Origin of the sequence: Actinomadura sp. GTD37, from assembly GCF_041951365.1 — a bacterium.
Lineage (GTDB): Bacteria > Actinomycetota > Actinomycetes > Streptosporangiales > Streptosporangiaceae > Spirillospora.
Map to the genome: position 1 here is coordinate 63,727 of NZ_JBGNUS010000004.1, position 14,374 is coordinate 78,100.

Sequence of the window (14,374 nt, forward strand, 5' to 3'; positions counted from 1 at the left end):
CGCGGAACGCCCTGCCCGGCCATGGCGGCCGGTCAGGGCGTTCTCTCGCCGGTACTGGTCACTCCGCGCGGGTCACTCCGCGCGGGTCAGGACTTCGACACGGTCCCGTACGCGGAGGGGCTGGTCGCGGTCTGGGTCTGCCGCCACTCCCACCGCATCGAGGTGCCGGACGAGGACGGGATGAACGTGACGTACCCCGCGGCGCACTGCTTGGGGTCCATCCCCGCCATCGGGGTCTCCCGGTACTCGACCTTGTCGTCCTCCGAGGACAGCAGCGCCAGGCGCGTGTAGCACTTGTCGTGCGTGCCGGACGGGTACGTGTACGTCGCCACGCCGGTCGTGTAGATCAGGGAGAACTTGACCTCGAACTCGGTGTTCCCCGAACCGGCGCCCGGCTGGCTCCCGTCGCCGGTGAAGTTGCCCACCAGGCCGCCCGTCGCGCGCGGCGTCGGGATCTCGGTCGGCGGCGTGTAGGTCCGCGTGGGCGTCGGCAGGTCGTACGGTTCCGGATCGTCGTCGCTGTTGGCGCCGATGATCGCCAGCACCACGACCACCAGGATCACGATCAGCGCCAGCGCGCCGCAGCCGATCGCGATGATCGGCCCGGCGGAGCTGGACTGCTTCGGCGGCGGCCCGTAGCCCGGCCCCGGCGGCATCGGCTGCTGCATCGGCATCCGGGGCTGCGGCGGCGGGGGAGGCGTGGGCGCGCCCTGGTACATCGGCATGGGCGGCGGCGTGATCGGCTGCTGCTGCGGCGGCGGGCCCGCCATCGCGCCCTGGTGCATCGGCATCGGCGGCGGGGTGATCTGCGGCTGCGGCCGGTGCTGCGGCGCGGGCGGGACCGGGGGCGGCGGCGGAAGCTGCGAGGCGATCCGGGTGCCCTGGTTGAGCAGCTCCTCCTGCCCGGCCGACTGGCCGGCGGGCGCGGCGCCGACGGCGCCGAGCAGGTTCAGCAGCAGCTGCGGGGCGGGCGGGCGCAGGCCCGCGTCCTTGGACAGGCAGCGCCCGATCAGGTCGCGCAGCGGGCCCGCCGGCAGCGCCGACAGGTCCGGCTCCTCGTTGAGGATCCGGTTGATGATGACCGGCAGCGTGTCGGCCTCGAACGGCGACTGCCCGGTGGCGGCGAACACCATGGTCGCGCCCCAGGCGAAGATGTCGACGGCCGGGGTGAGCGGCGCGCCGGTCAGCTGCTCGGGCGCGAGGTAGCCGGGCGTGCCGACCACCATGCCGGTCGCGGTGACCGCGCTCTCCTGCGAGTTGACCGTCCGGGCGATGCCGAAGTCGACGACGCGCGGGCCGTCGGAGGCCAGCATCACGTTGTTCGGCTTGAAGTCGCGGTGCACGATCCCGGCCTCGTGGATCGCCGCGAGGGCGGTCGCCGTGCCGATCGCGAGCCGTTCCAGCTCGACGGCGCTGCGCGGCCCGTCGTGCGCGACCACGTCGTGCAGGGACGGCCCGTCGATGAACTCGCTGACGACGTACGGCTGGTCGCCGTGGACGTCGGCCTCGAACACCCGCGCCGTGCAGAAGGGCTCGACCTTCTGCGCCGCACTCACCTCGCGGGTGAACCGGGCGCGTGCGGCCGGATCGTTGGCCATCTGCGCGTGCAGCAGCTTGACCGCGACGTACTCGCCCCCGGGCGCTCTGCCCAGGAAGACGGCGCCCTGACCCCCGGCGCCCAGCCGTCCGATGACCTCGTACTGTCCGAGTGCCCTAGGATCGCCTGGCTCCAGCGGAGCGGCATCCGGCATCTGACCCTCCATTGACCCGCAGTGATGTCCGCGACATTGTGCGCCGGACCCACCGCGGGCCCCGTCCCGGCGGCCGAACCGAGCCGCCGGGTGAACCGAACCTCCGCAGGGGGCCCGCCCCCAACCTTCAGGCGGGCACGATATCGCGTTAGTTCAGACGTTTCACCGATCAGTCTGGTTCGCTGTTCCGGCGACCGGGTCGGGCCGTCCCGCAACACGGGGCCGGACGGCGCGCGCAACGCCGCCGGGACCGATATGATCCCGCCGCCGCGGGAACTCCGGCAGGTGCCCCCGGCCCCGGAACCAGGCCGTCGGCACCCGCCGGGTATGTGACGGAAGACACAGCACGAGGAAAGATCCGGGTGACTGCTGTCACTCGTGGGAACGGTCGCGCCTTGTGTGTCGCAGGTCACCAACCGTGACAGAATTTCCCGCCCGGATCGGGCACAAGAACGGTCCCTTGAGCGTTAGATCCGCGCGACGGGGCGCATAAAGCACTGAGGGGGATGGAGATAGAAGATGGCGACCGACTACGACAGCCCACGCAAGACCGACGACGATCTCAGCGAGGACAGCCTCCAGGAGCTCCAGGCCCGGCGGGCCGACAAGGCCGCCAGCATCATCGACGAGGACCTGGACGCCGGCGAGGTGGCCGAGCTGCCCGGGGCCGACCTGTCGAACGAGGAGCTCACCTTCCGGGTGGTTCCGCGCCAGGCCGACGAGTTCACCTGCACGCGCTGCTTCCTGGTGCACCACCGCAGCCAGCTGGCCGGAGAGAAGAACGGCCAGCCGGTCTGCCGTGAATGCGCCGCCTGACCGGGAGTGGCCGCAGGGTGTCGGGAGAGATCGAGAAACGGCATGACGAGGTGGAGCCGGCGCACGGCGGCGGCTCCACGGAGCTCGGTGAGCTGATCGGACGGCTCACCGCCGACGAGGACATGGACCGCGAGACCCGCGGCCGCCTGCTCGGACGACTGGCCAGACTGCTCGGCCAGAGCGCCCGCAAGGTGGGGGCCGCGGGGATCGGGCGCGGCAGGTGGCTGGCCGACCTGCTCGTCGAGGCCGCGCCGCACATCCCGATCCGCGACCTCGCGACATTGCAGGCGCACCACCACGGGCTGATGGGCGAGGCGCTCGCCGACCGGCTCGTCAAGACGGCGGGCAACGGCACGACCGCCGTCGGCGCGGCCGGCGGCGCGCTGGCCGCCGTGCAGTTCACCGCCCCGCCGCTGCTGCTGTCGGCGCCCGCCCAGCTCGCCGCCGAGACGCTCGTCGTCGCGGCCATCGAGGTCAAGATGATCGCCGAGCTGCACGAGGTGTACGGGGTGCGCGTCCAGGGCACCGGCACGACGCGCGGCGCCGCGTTCGTCACGTCGTGGGCCCGGCAGCGCGGCATCAACCCCCTGGAGACCGGGTCGCTCACCAGCGCCCTCGGCACGGCCGCCAAGTCGGCCCTGCGCAAGCGGATGCTGCGGACGTTCGGCCGCACCATGAGCACCATGGGACCGTTCCTCACCGGGGCCGCCGCGGGCGCCGCCCTCAACCGCTCCGCGACCAAGGCCCTGGCGATGAAGGTCCGCAACGACCTGCGCGAGGCCGCCGCGATCACGCCCCCGCTCCCGGGCGGCCACGGCCGCCGCCGCGGCATCGAGCCCTAGCCGGACCGGAGCCCCCCGGCCGGGCCGGACGGCCGCGGCGACGCGGCCGTCAGCCCTCGGCCTTGAGGTGGGCCGGCAGCTGGCCGGTGCCCTTCGCGTACTGGTGCGCCACGGCGCGGGTGGCGAGCAGCCGGGCCAGCTCCATGCCGACGCCCATCACCACGGCCCACCCGACGGCCTCGGCGAGGTCGACGTCCGGCGACTCGGGGTTGGTCGGCGGCTCCTTGCCGGTGCTCTTCTTCCAGATCATCGTGATCGTCTTCTTCGCGACGAACCCGCCCGCGAACGCCGCGGCGCCGGCCATCACCCGCCAGCCGATGTCGCCTTTATCCGCCATATTCGTCCTCCACTCGTCTGTCGCCTCCGACGCTACCGGACCGGTCCGCCCCCGGCGGCGGAGGTGATCGCCGCGTCGCCGCCGGCAATCGGCATGCGATCCGCGCCGATGTCAATACCATTGGCCCATGACAGATCAGCCGCGTACTCCGCACGTCCCTCCGAAGCCCTCCCTGGACGGCCTGGAGGAGAAGTGGGTACGCGCCTGGGAGGACGGGGGCGTCTACCGCTTCGACCGCACCCGGCCGCGCGGGGAGGTCTACTCCATCGACACCCCGCCGCCCACCGTCAGCGGGTCCCTCCACGTCGGCCACGTCTTCTCCTATACCCACACCGATACCGTCGCGCGGTTCCACCGCATGCGCGGTCGCGCGGTCTTCTACCCGATGGGGTGGGACGATAACGGCCTGCCGACCGAGCGCCGCGTGCAGAACCATTTCGGCGTCCGGTGCGACCCGTCCCTTCCGTACGACCCCGACTTCGAGCCGCCGGCGAAACCCGACCCGAAGCGCCAGCTGCCGGTCTCGCGGCGGAACTTCATCGAGCTGTGCGAGCGCCTCACGGAGGTCGACGAGAAGGCGTTCGAGGAGATGTGGCGCCAGGTCGGCCTGTCCGTCGACTGGAACCACCTCTACACGACCATCGGGAGCGTGTCCCGGACGGCGTCGCAGCGCGCGTTCCTGCGCAACCTGGCGCGCGGCGAGGCGTACATCTCCGAGGCGCCCACGCTGTGGGACGTCACGTTCCGCACGGCCGTCGCCCAGGCCGAGCTGGAGGACCGCGAGCAGCCGGGCGCGTTCCACCGGATCCGGTTCCACGGCGACGAGCGCCCCGTCTACATCGAGACGACGCGGCCGGAGCTGCTGCCCGCGTGCGTCGCGCTGGTCGCGCACCCCGACGACGAGCGCTACCGGGAGCTGTTCGGCACGACCGTCCGCACCCCGCTGTTCGGCGTGGAGGTGCCGGTCCTCGCGCACCGGCTGGCCGAGCCCGGCAAGGGCTCCGGCATCGCGATGATCTGCACGTTCGGCGACGTCACCGACGTCACCTGGTGGCGCGAGCTGAACCTGCCGACCCGCGCGATCGTCGGCTGGGACGGGCGCCTGGTCGCCGACCCGCCCGCGGGCGTCGCGGCGGGCCCGTACGCGGAGCTGGCCGGCAAGACGGTCTTCTCCGCCAAGGAGCGCGTCGTCGGCATGCTGCGCGAGTCCGGCGACCTCGACGGCGAACCGCGCAAGATCAGCCGGCCGGTGAAGTTCTACGAGAAGGGCAGCAAGCCCCTGGAGATCGTCACGACCCGGCAGTGGTACATCCGCAACGGCGGCCGCGACGAGGGCGTCCGCGCGGAACTGCTCGCGCGGGGGCGCGAGCTGGAGTGGCACCCCGGCTACATGCGGGCCCGCTACGAGAACTGGGTCGAGGGCCTGAACGGCGACTGGCTGATCTCCCGGCAGCGGTTCTTCGGCGTGCCGATCCCGGTCTGGTACCCGCTGGACGACGCGGGGGAGCCGCGCTACGACGAGCCGATCACCCCGGCCGAGGACGCGCTGCCCGTCGACCCGTCGTCGGACGTCCCGCCGGGCTTCACCGAGGAGCGGCGCGGCGTGCCGGGCGGCTTCATCGGCGACCCCGACGTGATGGACACCTGGGCCACCTCGTCGCTGACCCCGCAGATCGCGGGCGGCTGGGAGCGCGACGCCGACCTGTTCGGCCGCGTCTTCCCCTACGACCTGCGGCCGCAGGCGCACGACATCATCCGGACGTGGCTGTTCTCCACGGTCGTCCGCGCGCACCTGGAGCACGGCTCGCTGCCGTGGCGGGGGACCGCGCTGTCCGGCTGGATCCTCGACCCCGACCGCAAGAAGATGTCGAAGTCCAAGGGCAACGTCGTCACGCCGATCGACCTGCTGCGCGAGTACGGGTCCGACGCCGTCCGCTACTGGGCGGCCAGCGGGCGCCCCGGCACCGACACCGCGTTCGACACCGGGCAGATCAAGGTCGGCCGGCGCCTCGCCATCAAGATCCTCAACGCGTCCAAGTTCGTGCTGGGCCTCGGCGAGGTCGAGGCGGACGCCTCCGTCACCGAGCCGCTCGACCGGGCGATGCTGGCGGCGCTGTCCGGGGTCGTCCACGACGCGACGGAGGCGTTCGAGGGCTACGACTACACGCGGGCCCTGGAGCGCACCGAGCGGTTCTTCTGGGAGTTCTGCGACGACTACCTGGAGCTGGTCAAGGCCCGCGCCTACGGGGAGGGTCCGGAGGCGCAGTCGGCGCGGGCCGCGCTGCGCACGGCGCTGTCGGTGCTGCTGCGGCTGTTCGCCCCCGTCCTGCCGTTCGTGACCGAGGAGGTCTGGTCGTGGTGGCGGCGCGGGTCGGTGCACGCGGCGTCGTGGCCGTCGGCCGCCGAAGTCCCGGGCGGCGGCGACCCGGCCGTCCTCGCGGCGACGGGCGAGGCGCTGCGCCAGGTCCGCAAGGCCAAGTCGGACGCCAAGGCGTCGATGCGCGCCGACGTGTCGCGGGCCGTCGTCCGCGGCGCGGAGGTGGCGCGCATCGCGCGGCCGGATCTGGCCGCGGCGGGACGGATCGCCGACCTGACGCTGGAGGATGCGCCCGCCGACCTGACCGTCGACGTCGTCCTCGCGCCGTCGCCCTGACGCGCCCGCTCGCCGTTCCCCGAGGCGTCCGAGTCGTCCGAGGCAGTTGAGGCGCCTGCCCTGCTCAGAACGTGCAGGGCAGGTGCTTGATGCCGTTGATGAAGCTGGAGAAGAGCCGGTCGGGCTCCCCGGTGGCGCGGATGCCGGGGACCCGGGTGAACAGCTCGCGGAACATCACGGTGATCTCGCGGCGGGCCAGGTTCGCGCCGAGGCAGAAGTGCGGGCCGGGGCCGCCGAACCCGACGTGCGGGTTGGGGGAGCGCGTGATGTCGAAGACGTCCGGGTTCTCGAAGACCGCCTCGTCCCGGTTGGCGGAGTTGTAGAACAGCAGGACCTTGTCGCCCGCCCGGTACTGGTGGCCGTTCATCAGGTGGTCGCGGGTCAGCGTCCGGCGGAACTGGATGACCGGCGTCGCCATCCGGACGATCTCCTCGACGGCGCCCGGCATGCGCGCGTCGAAGTCCTCCAGCAGCAGGGCGCGCTGCCCGGGGTTGTCGGTGAACAGCTTGAGGCCGTGCGACATCGCGTTCCGCGTCGTCTCGTTGCCGGCGACCACGAGCAGGATGAAGAACGAGCCGATCTCCTGGTCGGTCAGCCGCTCCCCGTCGACCTCGGCGGAGATCAGCGCGGACACCAGGTCGTCCCCGGGGTCCCGGCGCCGCTTGCGGGCCAGCTTCATCGCCAGGTGGTTCAGCTCGTACCCGGCGACCATCACCTTGAGCAGCCCGTACAGCGCGCCGAGGCGGGTGATGCCGTCGCGGGTGTAGTCCCGGCCGCCGCTGTACTCGGGGTCGCCGAGGCCGAGGATGATGTTCGTCCGCTCGTACACCATCGGGCGGACGCGCTCCGGGATGCCCATCATGTCGCAGATGACCTGGAGCGGGAGGCGCGCGGCGACGTCGGTGACGAAGTCCGCGGAGCCCTTGGCGATCAGGTCGTCCACGATCCGGGTCGCGGCCGCCTGGAGGTCGGTCTCCATCTTCTCCAGGACGCGCGGGGTGAACGCCCGCGACACGATCTTGCGGATCTTGGCGTGCCGCGGGTCGTCCATGTTGATCATCGACCCGAAGTAGCGGGCCAGGTACTGCGGCATGTCGGCGATGCTGTTGGAGCACGGCTCGCTGCTGAAGATCTGCGGCGAGCGGCTGGCCTCGACGACGTCGGCGTGCCTGGCCAGCGCGTAGAAGCCGGGGCCCTGCTTGACGAACGGCAGCTTCAGCTCCGGCAGGAACCTCGGATGCTCGCGCCGCCGCAGCTCGGCGAACTCGGCCAGCCGCCGCTCCGGCGGCAGGGACCAGAAGGCCAGGTCCGCCACGCTCAGCTTGCCGGGCTCCGGCACCGTCGTCGTCACCGCGCACCGTCCTCGCATCAGAATCTGGTTCGGTTTCTATCGAACCGAGATAGCGGTGACGCCGTCAAGGGGAATCAGCCGACCGCCGCGATCCGCCGCCGCAGCACGGCCCGCTCCGCCGCCGCCCACGCCCCCGACGTCAGCAGGTACAGACCCGCCGCCAGCGGCACGAACGCCGCGAAGACGACCGTCCCGAACGGCATCACCCGCGCCACCGCGCCCATCGGCCCCTCGGCCGAGACCCGCCGTGACGACCACACGGCCACCGCGCCCAGCAGGACGAACAGTCCGATGAACACCAGCGAGGGCGGCGCGAGCAGGCCCCCGCCGAGGACCCCGATCCAGTTCTGCCCCAGCGGCGCCGCGAGCAGCGTGTGCGCGAGCAGCGCGTTCTGGTGCCCCGCCACGGTGGCGGACACGAACAGCCGGTACATGACCATGAAGAACGGCACCTGCGCGAACATCGGCAGGCATCCCGCGACCGGCGAGGCCCCCTCCGCCTCGTAGAGCGCCGCCATCTCCCGCTTGAGCCGCTCGGGATTCCTCGCGTGCCGCTTCTGCAGGGCCTGCACCTTGGGCATCAACTGCGTCCGCGCCCGCTCGCCCTTGGCCGCCGCCACCGACAGCGGGACCAGCGCCAGCCGCACGGCCGCGGTGAAGACGACGATCGCCAGCGCCGTCGCGAGGTCGCCGGCGACGGGCCGCAAGAACTCCGCCAGCCCCGTGACCAGGGCGGCGGCGATCGAAACAGGGACATCGAACATGAGAGAACCTTCCGGAACGAGAAGAGGTCGGATGCGTCCCGGCCGCGCTCAGGCGGCCGCGATCTCCGTTCCGGGTGCTCTCGGACGGGGGCGTCCCGCCGCGTCGGGGTCGCGCTGCGGCAGGAACGCCGTGCGCATCGTCCGTTCTCTCAGCGTCGTCCGCACCCGCGCCAGCGCGGCGGCCCGCCCCCGGCGTACCGCCCCGAGGCGTACCGCCGCCAGCACCAGCAGCCCCGCCACGGTCAGCGCGCCCAGCGTCACCAGCACCGATTGCCCGGGCGCCGACCCGGTCCACTCGCCCACGGCGAAGCCCCGCAACACGAGGAACACCGCCAGCGACCAGAACACGGACGAACCTTCCTTGGGGGGCCGGGCGCCCTCAGTCTGCCACCTGCCGGGGACGTCAGAGAAGCAGGAGGGCCAGGGCGGAAAGCGACGTGAGAGCCGTGATGGTCTTTATGGGAGGCATCCGGATGGTGATGGCGGCGTCCCGGTGGTCGTCTCGGGCCATGTAGGTGAGGAGTGCGCTCAGGGCGCGGCCCAGGCCGAAGGCGGCGCCGGTGAGAAGGACGAGCGGGAGGCCCTCATGGACGAAGAGGAGGGCAAGGGCGAGGACGTAGGGGGCCGTGGACGGGACGTAGGTGCGGACGCCGGTGCCCAGTTCGAAACCGAACTGGAGGGTGCCCCTGCGCAGATGGGCCTGGAGCACGTCCGGGGGGATCTGGCGGGCGTTCTGCGGGAGGGGGAGGGAGACGAGGCCGGACTCGCGGGCGGCGCCGAGCGCGGCCACGGCCAGGACGGCGGACGTCCGGGCCCACGGCGGGAGCGGTGCGGAGAGGCCGGACAGCAGCCAGATCACCGCGCCGCTCAGGGCGCCTCCGAGCAGCAGCCCGGAGGTGAAGACGGCCAGGACCTCGCCCTGCCGTACGGGGGCCCGCCAACCTGGCGAGAACAGCACGGATTCGCTGTTGCGCGTTCAAACACTGCCCGACAGCGCGAAGCCGGCGAGGGCGCCGATGGACGACCAGCACAGGACGGCGGCGTCCAGGGCGGCGGCCGAGACCGCGAGCAGGGCGAGGGCGGCGACGGGCAGGAGCGGGTCGGTCAGGCCGCGCCGCGCCCGCCCGGCCGTCAGTTCTTGCACGCCGTCGCCTTGCGGCAGATGGTCTTGTACCAGTTGCCCTTCTTGGACTTCTTCCAGCCGTCGTGGCAGCGCCAGGTGACGCCCTTCTCGCACTTGCCGCAGCTCTTGGTGTACGCCCAGAGCCATCCGTCGTAGCCGCCGCTGTAGCACTGGCTGGGCCGCAGCTTGTACCAGCCCGGGTTGGAGACGCCCGACTTGTGGAAGCCCTTGTACTTGCCGCTCGTCCGGCAGCACCAACTGCACACGTAGCTCGGCCCGCAGCCCGGGGAGCAGTTGTGGTTGGCCGCGTAGGAGGGGCAGCGCGGATAGATGTCGTAGTAGCCCACCAGCTGGAAGCCGGAGGCGAGGGCCTCCCGCGCGGGCGGGAAGACGCCGAGCGCCTTCAGCCCGGCGGTGGCCCCGGCGGCGGCGAGACCGGTGAGGACGCTGCGCCGCACCGGCCGGAACCTCGGCTCGTCCGCCGGGACGGGGCGCCGCCGGGCGCGCCGGGCCCCGGCGGGGCGCGGCCCGCGCAGCGGCGGGACGTCGTCGAGCTCGATCATCGGACCGCCTCCAGGGTCAGCTCGCGGAGGGCCTCGGGCGAGCCCACGGGCTGCGCCGCCCGCACCCGTCCGTCGGCGTCGACGAGCACGGCGAACGGGGTGGCGGGGACGCGGTAGCCGGCGAACAGGCCGTCCTGCTCGCCGGTCAGCACGGTCACGCCGGGCGGCGTCCCGTCCTCCGGCGGCGGCCCCGCGAAGATCGCGTGCAGCGGCCGGTCGAGTTCGCCCGCGGCGGCCAGCACGTCGGTGCAGACGCCGCAGTCGCGGTCCAGGAAGAGCAGCAGGCCCGGCCCGAGGCGGTCGAAGCCGGGCGCGGGCGTGCCGGGCGCCGGGCCGAGCCCGGCCGTCGCGGGCGCGCCCCGGCCCAGCGCGTGGACCTGCCGGACGAGACCGGCGACGACCAGGGCGAGCAGCAGGATCGCGACCCACGACAGCAGCAGCGCGCTGTTCTGGAAGCTCATCCGGTTGCCCTCCTCTCCGTGAGCAGTGCGCGGGGGAGCGTCCAGAGGATCACCGCGAACCCCAGACCCGCCGCGACGGCGATGGACATCTCGTATGCGGTCGGACCGGCGGGCAGGCCGTGCAGCGCGCCGGTGAGGGCGAGCACCGCGAGTGCGCCGGCCCGTCCGGCGACCCAGCCGGTCATCGGCGTGCCGTCGCCCGCGCACCCGCAGGGGACGCCCCGCCGGGTGCGGGACACGTACGTCCCGTAGAGCGCGTAGACGGCCAGCAGGGCGGCGGCCGCCCCGGAGGCCGCGCGCATGGGCCCGTCCAGCCAGAGCAGCAGCGCCACCGCGCCGCCCGCGCCCGCCGCGGCCTCCGCGACGATCACCGTGGCCGCGAGGGCGCCGGCGAGGCGGCGCGGGAACACGCGCTGCGCGCGCAGCGCGGCGGCCAGCGCGCGGGGGCGCCTGAGCTGGCCGGACACCGAGGCCAGCAGGACGAGCGGGACCGTGACCGCGGCGATCCCGGCGAGCAGCGCGGTCACCGGATCGCCTCGACCGCCAGCCCGGCGAGCCGCCGCGGGACCTCGCGCACCCGGTCCTCCTCCGGCAGGACGGTCACCAGCAGCGACTTCAGGGCCAGCAGGAAGTAGGGCCCCTGGCCCTCCACGGTGTCCTGGAAGAGCTCGCCGCCCGCGACCGATGCGCCGCGCCACGACGGCAGCCGCCTGCGCGTCCGCGCGTTCAGCGCGGTGATCTCCAGGAGCCCGAGCCCCGGGACCTCCTTGACCATCTCGGCCGGCTCGGGACGGCGGGCCCGGCCGCGCGGCGCGGCGGTGATCCCGTCCTCGTGCTCGGTCAGCCGGACGGTGTCGAAGAACGCCACGGCGTCCGCCGGCCGCCCGTGGTAGAGGTGCGTGAACACCGCGTGCCGGCGGCCCTCCCACACGGCGGCGAGGACGGGGTCGCTGGTTCCGGTGTCGCGGTCGCGGGTCGCCGTCCGGCCGACCCGCAGCCGTCCGCCCTGGATGCGGAACTCCTCCTCGAAGCGGTCGACGCCGATGTCCTCGGCCCAGGCCAGCGCGTCCGAGCGGGTCCCGCTGGAGATCTCGTGGAGCCGGCCGCGCTCGGCGATCCGCGCGACCGACGTGCACGGCCGCCCGAGATCGTGCGCGCCGGTGAGGCGCACTCGCACGCCGTCCAGCGACCGGTGGGTGACGTCGCCTTCCGGTGAACCCATGCCGCACCCTTCCTGCGGGACGCAATTCCCACATAAGCACCGCGGGTAACAGACGTGACGCTACGCGTAAGCCGCCCCCTGGCGGCCAAACCTTCCGGAAGTGGTCACGCTCGGGAACGGGTAGGGTCAACTGCCGGACTCGCGCGGCGGCGGCGTTTCAGCGGCGGCCGGGCACGGCGCCGCGGATAGGGTCGTGTGGTTCTCCGGCAGGCACGCGTTGAGGTGGGATCCCGTGAGCAAGGTCGATGTGCTGATCCAGCGCCTGGATCCCGAGCTGCCCCTGCCCGCGTACGCGCACCCGGGCGACGCGGGCGCCGATCTGGTCGCGGCCGTGGACGTCGAGCTGCCGCCGGGAGAGCGCGCCGTCGTCCCCACCGGGATGGCGATCGCGCTGCCGGACGGCTACGCCGCTTTCATTCACCCCCGGTCCGGATTGGGCGCTAAGTTGGGAGTGACCATAGTGAACGCACCCGGGACGGTCGACGCCGGCTATCGGGGTGAGATCAAGGTGACCCTGCTGAACACCGACCCCCGCGCCACGGTGACACTGCGGCGCGGAGACCGCATCGCGCAGATGGTCGTGCAGCGGGTGGAGCGGGCGGTGTTCCACGAGGTCACCGGACTTCCCGGGACGGCGCGCGGCGCCGACGGCTTCGGCTCCACCGGCGGAGTCGGCGCCGCGCCGGCATTCGGGAACAACGAGCACAGTCGAGAAGGAGCGTGAGTCGTGGCTTTTGGACGTCGCCGGCAGGCCGAGGAGCCCGAGAAGGGCGCCGAGGCGACCGAGGAGCCGGCGGAGACCACCGAGGAGGCTCCCGCCGCGGCGGAGTCCGCCGAGGGCGGCCCCTGGGACTCCGAGGACTCCTTCCCCGAGCTGCAGCGGCTTGATTTCGGGGCCCTCCAGATCCCGGTCGCGCCGGGGCTGGGGTTCCAGGTGAACTTCGAGGCCACCCAGGTGGACGAGGAGGGCAACCCGCTGGACGGGCGCCCAGTCGCCGTCCTGGTGCAGTACGAGGAGAGCGCCATGCAGCTCCAGGTGTTCGCGGCGCCGAAGCGCAGCGGCATCTGGGACGAGGTGCGCCGCGAGACCGCCAAGGACATCCAGGAGGAGGCGCAGGGCCAGACCCAGGAGGGCGAGGGGCCGTTCGGCGCCGAGCTGCTGGCGATGGTCCCGGCGGCGCTGACCGAGGAGGTCCTCGCCGAGATGCCGGAGGAGGTCCGCGAGCAGATCCCGGCCGAGTTCGTCGAGCAGGGCTGGGCGCCGCAGATCATCCGCTTCCTCGGCGTGGACGGCCCCCGCTGGTTCCTGCAGGCCGTGGTGCAGGGCGCCGCGATCGAGGACGAGGAGCAGTGGCAGGTCCTGGAGGACGTGCTGCGCGGCGTGGTCGTGGTCCGCGGCGACGCCCCGATGCCGCCCCGCGACCTGCTGGAGCTGCAGATCCCCAAGGAGTTCAGCGAGGCCGGGCAGGACGGCGAGGAGGAGGGCGAGGAGACCTTCGACCCGTTCGAGCGCGGCCCCGAGATCACCGAGGTCCGTTAACCGGCCGGCGGGCCCGCCCGCGCCGCACGCCTTTTCGGACGTGCGGCCGGGCGGGTTTTCGCGTCCGGCCGCACGCCCGGCCCCTTGCCTCGACCCGCCCGGCGGGTGGTCAATCGGGGCATGTCGAAGAAGACGCGCAAACGCCGTGCCCGCAAGCGCAGCAAGCACAACAAGGGCAAGCGGCCCAACGCCCGCCGCTGACCGGCCGCCGCCCGGCTAGCCGCCGATCATCTCGAACGCCATCGCGTGCTGGACGCCGGCGGCCCGTCCCGCCGGTTCGGCGATGCCGGTGAGGAACTCCGCCGCGTCGAACTCCGCGCCCAGGTTCGAGAAGTACACGCGGTGGGCGAGCAGCGAGTCGATCCCGGCCTGCAGGTGGCCGGTGACGTCCACGTAGTGCGCGGCCTGCGGCGATCCGCCGAACAGCGCGAACCGGACGCCCTGCCAGGGTTCGAGGTCGAGGTCGCGGAACACCCACCGGTTGGCGGCGTCCCTGATCGCGTCGGCGACCGCCAGCCCGAGGACCCGGTGGTCGGCCATGTTGAACCCGCCGCCGGCGAAGCCCTCCCGGAAGGTGACCGACAGCACCACCTCGGGCCGGTGCCACCGGATGGCGCCCGCGAGCGCGCGCCGCAGCGGCAGCCCGTACTCCAGCATCCCGTCCGGCATGTCCAGGAACTCGACCGTCTCGACGCCGACGCGGCGGGCGGCCTCGATCTGCTCGGCGCTGCGGATCCGGCGGACCTCGTCCGGTTCCATCGAGTCGATCCCGGCCTCGCCGCGGGTGGCGAGCACCTCCGTCACCGTCTTGCCCTGCGCGGTCCACTTGGCGATCGCCGTCGAGCACCCGTACTCCAGGTCGTCCGGGTGCGCCACGAGCGCCAGGGCCCGGTCCCAGTCCTCAGGTACCTCTTCCATCCCTCGCCCCTCCGGTCGCGGTGGTAGGCCGAA

17 protein-coding genes are annotated in these 14,374 nt (G+C 73.0%); 5 read left to right on the forward strand and 12 right to left on the reverse strand.

Annotated features, from left to right (window positions below; translation table 11 throughout):
• Positions 1 to 86: 86 nt before the first annotated feature.
• Positions 87 to 1,751, reverse strand: coding sequence for a serine/threonine-protein kinase (locus ACA511_RS21935; protein WP_375026370.1), 1,665 nt, complete (start codon positions 1,749 to 1,751; stop codon positions 87 to 89).
• A gap of 519 nt (positions 1,752 to 2,270) precedes the next feature.
• Here ACA511_RS21935 and ACA511_RS21940 point away from each other — a divergent pair.
• Both ACA511_RS21940 and ACA511_RS21945 read left to right on the forward strand, forming a co-directional pair.
• Positions 2,271 to 2,567 carry a DUF4193 domain-containing protein gene (locus ACA511_RS21940; RefSeq protein ID WP_375026372.1) on the forward strand — a complete coding sequence of 99 codons (297 nt, stop codon included), beginning with the start codon at positions 2,271 to 2,273 and terminating at the stop codon, positions 2,565 to 2,567.
• Positions 2,568 to 2,584: 17 nt separating this feature from the next.
• On the forward strand, positions 2,585 to 3,409 hold the full coding sequence (locus ACA511_RS21945; RefSeq protein WP_375026373.1) for a hypothetical protein: 825 nt from the start codon (positions 2,585 to 2,587) through the stop codon (positions 3,407 to 3,409).
• Positions 3,410 to 3,458: 49 nt separating this feature from the next.
• Here ACA511_RS21945 and ACA511_RS21950 read toward each other — a convergent pair whose 3' ends face one another.
• A complete protein-coding gene (locus tag ACA511_RS21950) occupies positions 3,459 to 3,746 on the reverse strand; it encodes a DUF4235 domain-containing protein (protein WP_375026374.1) in 288 nt (95 codons plus the stop codon).
• Between the two features lie 127 nt (positions 3,747 to 3,873).
• Between ACA511_RS21950 and valS the strand changes: the two genes are divergently transcribed.
• Positions 3,874 to 6,399 carry a valine--tRNA ligase gene (valS, locus tag ACA511_RS21955; protein WP_375026375.1) on the forward strand — a complete coding sequence of 842 codons (2,526 nt, stop codon included), beginning with the start codon at positions 3,874 to 3,876 and terminating at the stop codon, positions 6,397 to 6,399.
• 64 nt (positions 6,400 to 6,463) lie between these two features.
• Here the strand turns inward: valS and ACA511_RS21960 are convergent, their stop codons facing one another.
• Genes ACA511_RS21960 through ACA511_RS22000 form a run of 9 tightly spaced genes read right to left on the reverse strand, consistent with a single transcriptional unit; the run spans position 6,464 to position 11,883 of the window.
• A complete protein-coding gene (locus ACA511_RS21960) occupies positions 6,464 to 7,768 on the reverse strand; it encodes a cytochrome P450 (RefSeq protein ID WP_375026376.1) in 1,305 nt (434 codons plus the stop codon).
• A 56-nt stretch (positions 7,769 to 7,824) separates the two neighbouring features.
• Positions 7,825 to 8,514, reverse strand: coding sequence for a YidC/Oxa1 family membrane protein insertase (locus ACA511_RS21965; protein ID WP_375026378.1), 690 nt, complete (start codon positions 8,512 to 8,514; stop codon positions 7,825 to 7,827).
• 48 nt (positions 8,515 to 8,562) lie between these two features.
• Positions 8,563 to 8,862, reverse strand: a complete 300-nt coding sequence (locus ACA511_RS21970) for a DUF6412 domain-containing protein (RefSeq protein ID WP_375026379.1) — start codon at positions 8,860 to 8,862, stop codon at positions 8,563 to 8,565.
• Positions 8,863 to 8,917: 55 nt separating this feature from the next.
• Complete coding sequence (locus ACA511_RS21975) at positions 8,918 to 9,472, reverse strand: hypothetical protein (RefSeq protein WP_375026381.1); 555 nt, start codon at positions 9,470 to 9,472, stop codon at positions 8,918 to 8,920.
• Positions 9,473 to 9,490: 18 nt separating this feature from the next.
• Positions 9,491 to 9,658, reverse strand: a complete 168-nt coding sequence (locus ACA511_RS21980; RefSeq protein WP_375026382.1) for a hypothetical protein — start codon at positions 9,656 to 9,658, stop codon at positions 9,491 to 9,493.
• On the reverse strand, positions 9,646 to 10,200 hold the full coding sequence (locus tag ACA511_RS21985; protein ID WP_375026383.1) for a hypothetical protein: 555 nt from the start codon (positions 10,198 to 10,200) through the stop codon (positions 9,646 to 9,648). Before ACA511_RS21985 ends, ACA511_RS21980 begins: the two co-directional genes overlap by 13 nt.
• On the reverse strand, positions 10,197 to 10,661 hold the full coding sequence (locus ACA511_RS21990) for a hypothetical protein (protein ID WP_375026384.1): 465 nt from the start codon (positions 10,659 to 10,661) through the stop codon (positions 10,197 to 10,199). The genes ACA511_RS21985 and ACA511_RS21990 overlap by 4 nt, the downstream gene beginning before the upstream one ends.
• A complete protein-coding gene (locus tag ACA511_RS21995; protein WP_375026385.1) occupies positions 10,658 to 11,188 on the reverse strand; it encodes a MauE/DoxX family redox-associated membrane protein in 531 nt (176 codons plus the stop codon). Before ACA511_RS21995 ends, ACA511_RS21990 begins: the two co-directional genes overlap by 4 nt.
• Complete coding sequence (locus tag ACA511_RS22000; protein WP_375026387.1) at positions 11,185 to 11,883, reverse strand: hypothetical protein; 699 nt, start codon at positions 11,881 to 11,883, stop codon at positions 11,185 to 11,187. The genes ACA511_RS21995 and ACA511_RS22000 overlap by 4 nt, the downstream gene beginning before the upstream one ends.
• A 232-nt stretch (positions 11,884 to 12,115) precedes the next feature.
• Here ACA511_RS22000 and dut point away from each other — a divergent pair, with 232 nt between their 5' ends.
• On the forward strand, positions 12,116 to 12,607 hold the full coding sequence (dut, locus tag ACA511_RS22005; RefSeq protein ID WP_375026389.1) for a dUTP diphosphatase: 492 nt from the start codon (positions 12,116 to 12,118) through the stop codon (positions 12,605 to 12,607).
• A gap of 3 nt (positions 12,608 to 12,610) precedes the next feature.
• The gene (locus ACA511_RS22010) at positions 12,611 to 13,423 is read left to right on the forward strand and encodes a DUF3710 domain-containing protein (RefSeq protein ID WP_375026390.1); all 813 of its coding nucleotides are present in this window, start codon (positions 12,611 to 12,613) and stop codon (positions 13,421 to 13,423) included.
• A 216-nt stretch (positions 13,424 to 13,639) separates the two neighbouring features.
• Here ACA511_RS22010 and ACA511_RS22015 read toward each other — a convergent pair whose 3' ends face one another.
• A complete protein-coding gene (locus ACA511_RS22015; protein ID WP_375026391.1) occupies positions 13,640 to 14,341 on the reverse strand; it encodes a PIG-L deacetylase family protein in 702 nt (233 codons plus the stop codon).
• Between the last annotated feature and the right edge of the window lie 33 nt (positions 14,342 to 14,374).

Bases quoted from the DNA above. Each gene is read 5' to 3' on its own strand.
- ACA511_RS21935 (WP_375026370.1), bottom strand. From the start codon at position 1,751: ATGCCGGATGCCGCTCCGCTGGAGCCAGGCGATCCTAGGGCACTCGGA.
- ACA511_RS21940 (WP_375026372.1), top strand. From the start codon at position 2,271: ATGGCGACCGACTACGACAGCCCACGCAAGACCGACGACGATCTCAGC.
- ACA511_RS21950 (WP_375026374.1), bottom strand. From the start codon at position 3,746: ATGGCGGATAAAGGCGACATCGGCTGGCGGGTGATGGCCGGCGCCGCG.
- valS (WP_375026375.1), top strand. From the start codon at position 3,874: ATGACAGATCAGCCGCGTACTCCGCACGTCCCTCCGAAGCCCTCCCTG.
- ACA511_RS21960 (WP_375026376.1), bottom strand. From the start codon at position 7,768: ATGCGAGGACGGTGCGCGGTGACGACGACGGTGCCGGAGCCCGGCAAG.
- ACA511_RS21965 (WP_375026378.1), bottom strand. From the start codon at position 8,514: ATGTTCGATGTCCCTGTTTCGATCGCCGCCGCCCTGGTCACGGGGCTG.
- ACA511_RS21985 (WP_375026383.1), bottom strand. From the start codon at position 10,200: ATGATCGAGCTCGACGACGTCCCGCCGCTGCGCGGGCCGCGCCCCGCC.
- ACA511_RS21990 (WP_375026384.1), bottom strand. From the start codon at position 10,661: ATGAGCTTCCAGAACAGCGCGCTGCTGCTGTCGTGGGTCGCGATCCTG.
- ACA511_RS22000 (WP_375026387.1), bottom strand. From the start codon at position 11,883: ATGGGTTCACCGGAAGGCGACGTCACCCACCGGTCGCTGGACGGCGTG.
- ACA511_RS22015 (WP_375026391.1), bottom strand. From the start codon at position 14,341: ATGGAAGAGGTACCTGAGGACTGGGACCGGGCCCTGGCGCTCGTGGCG.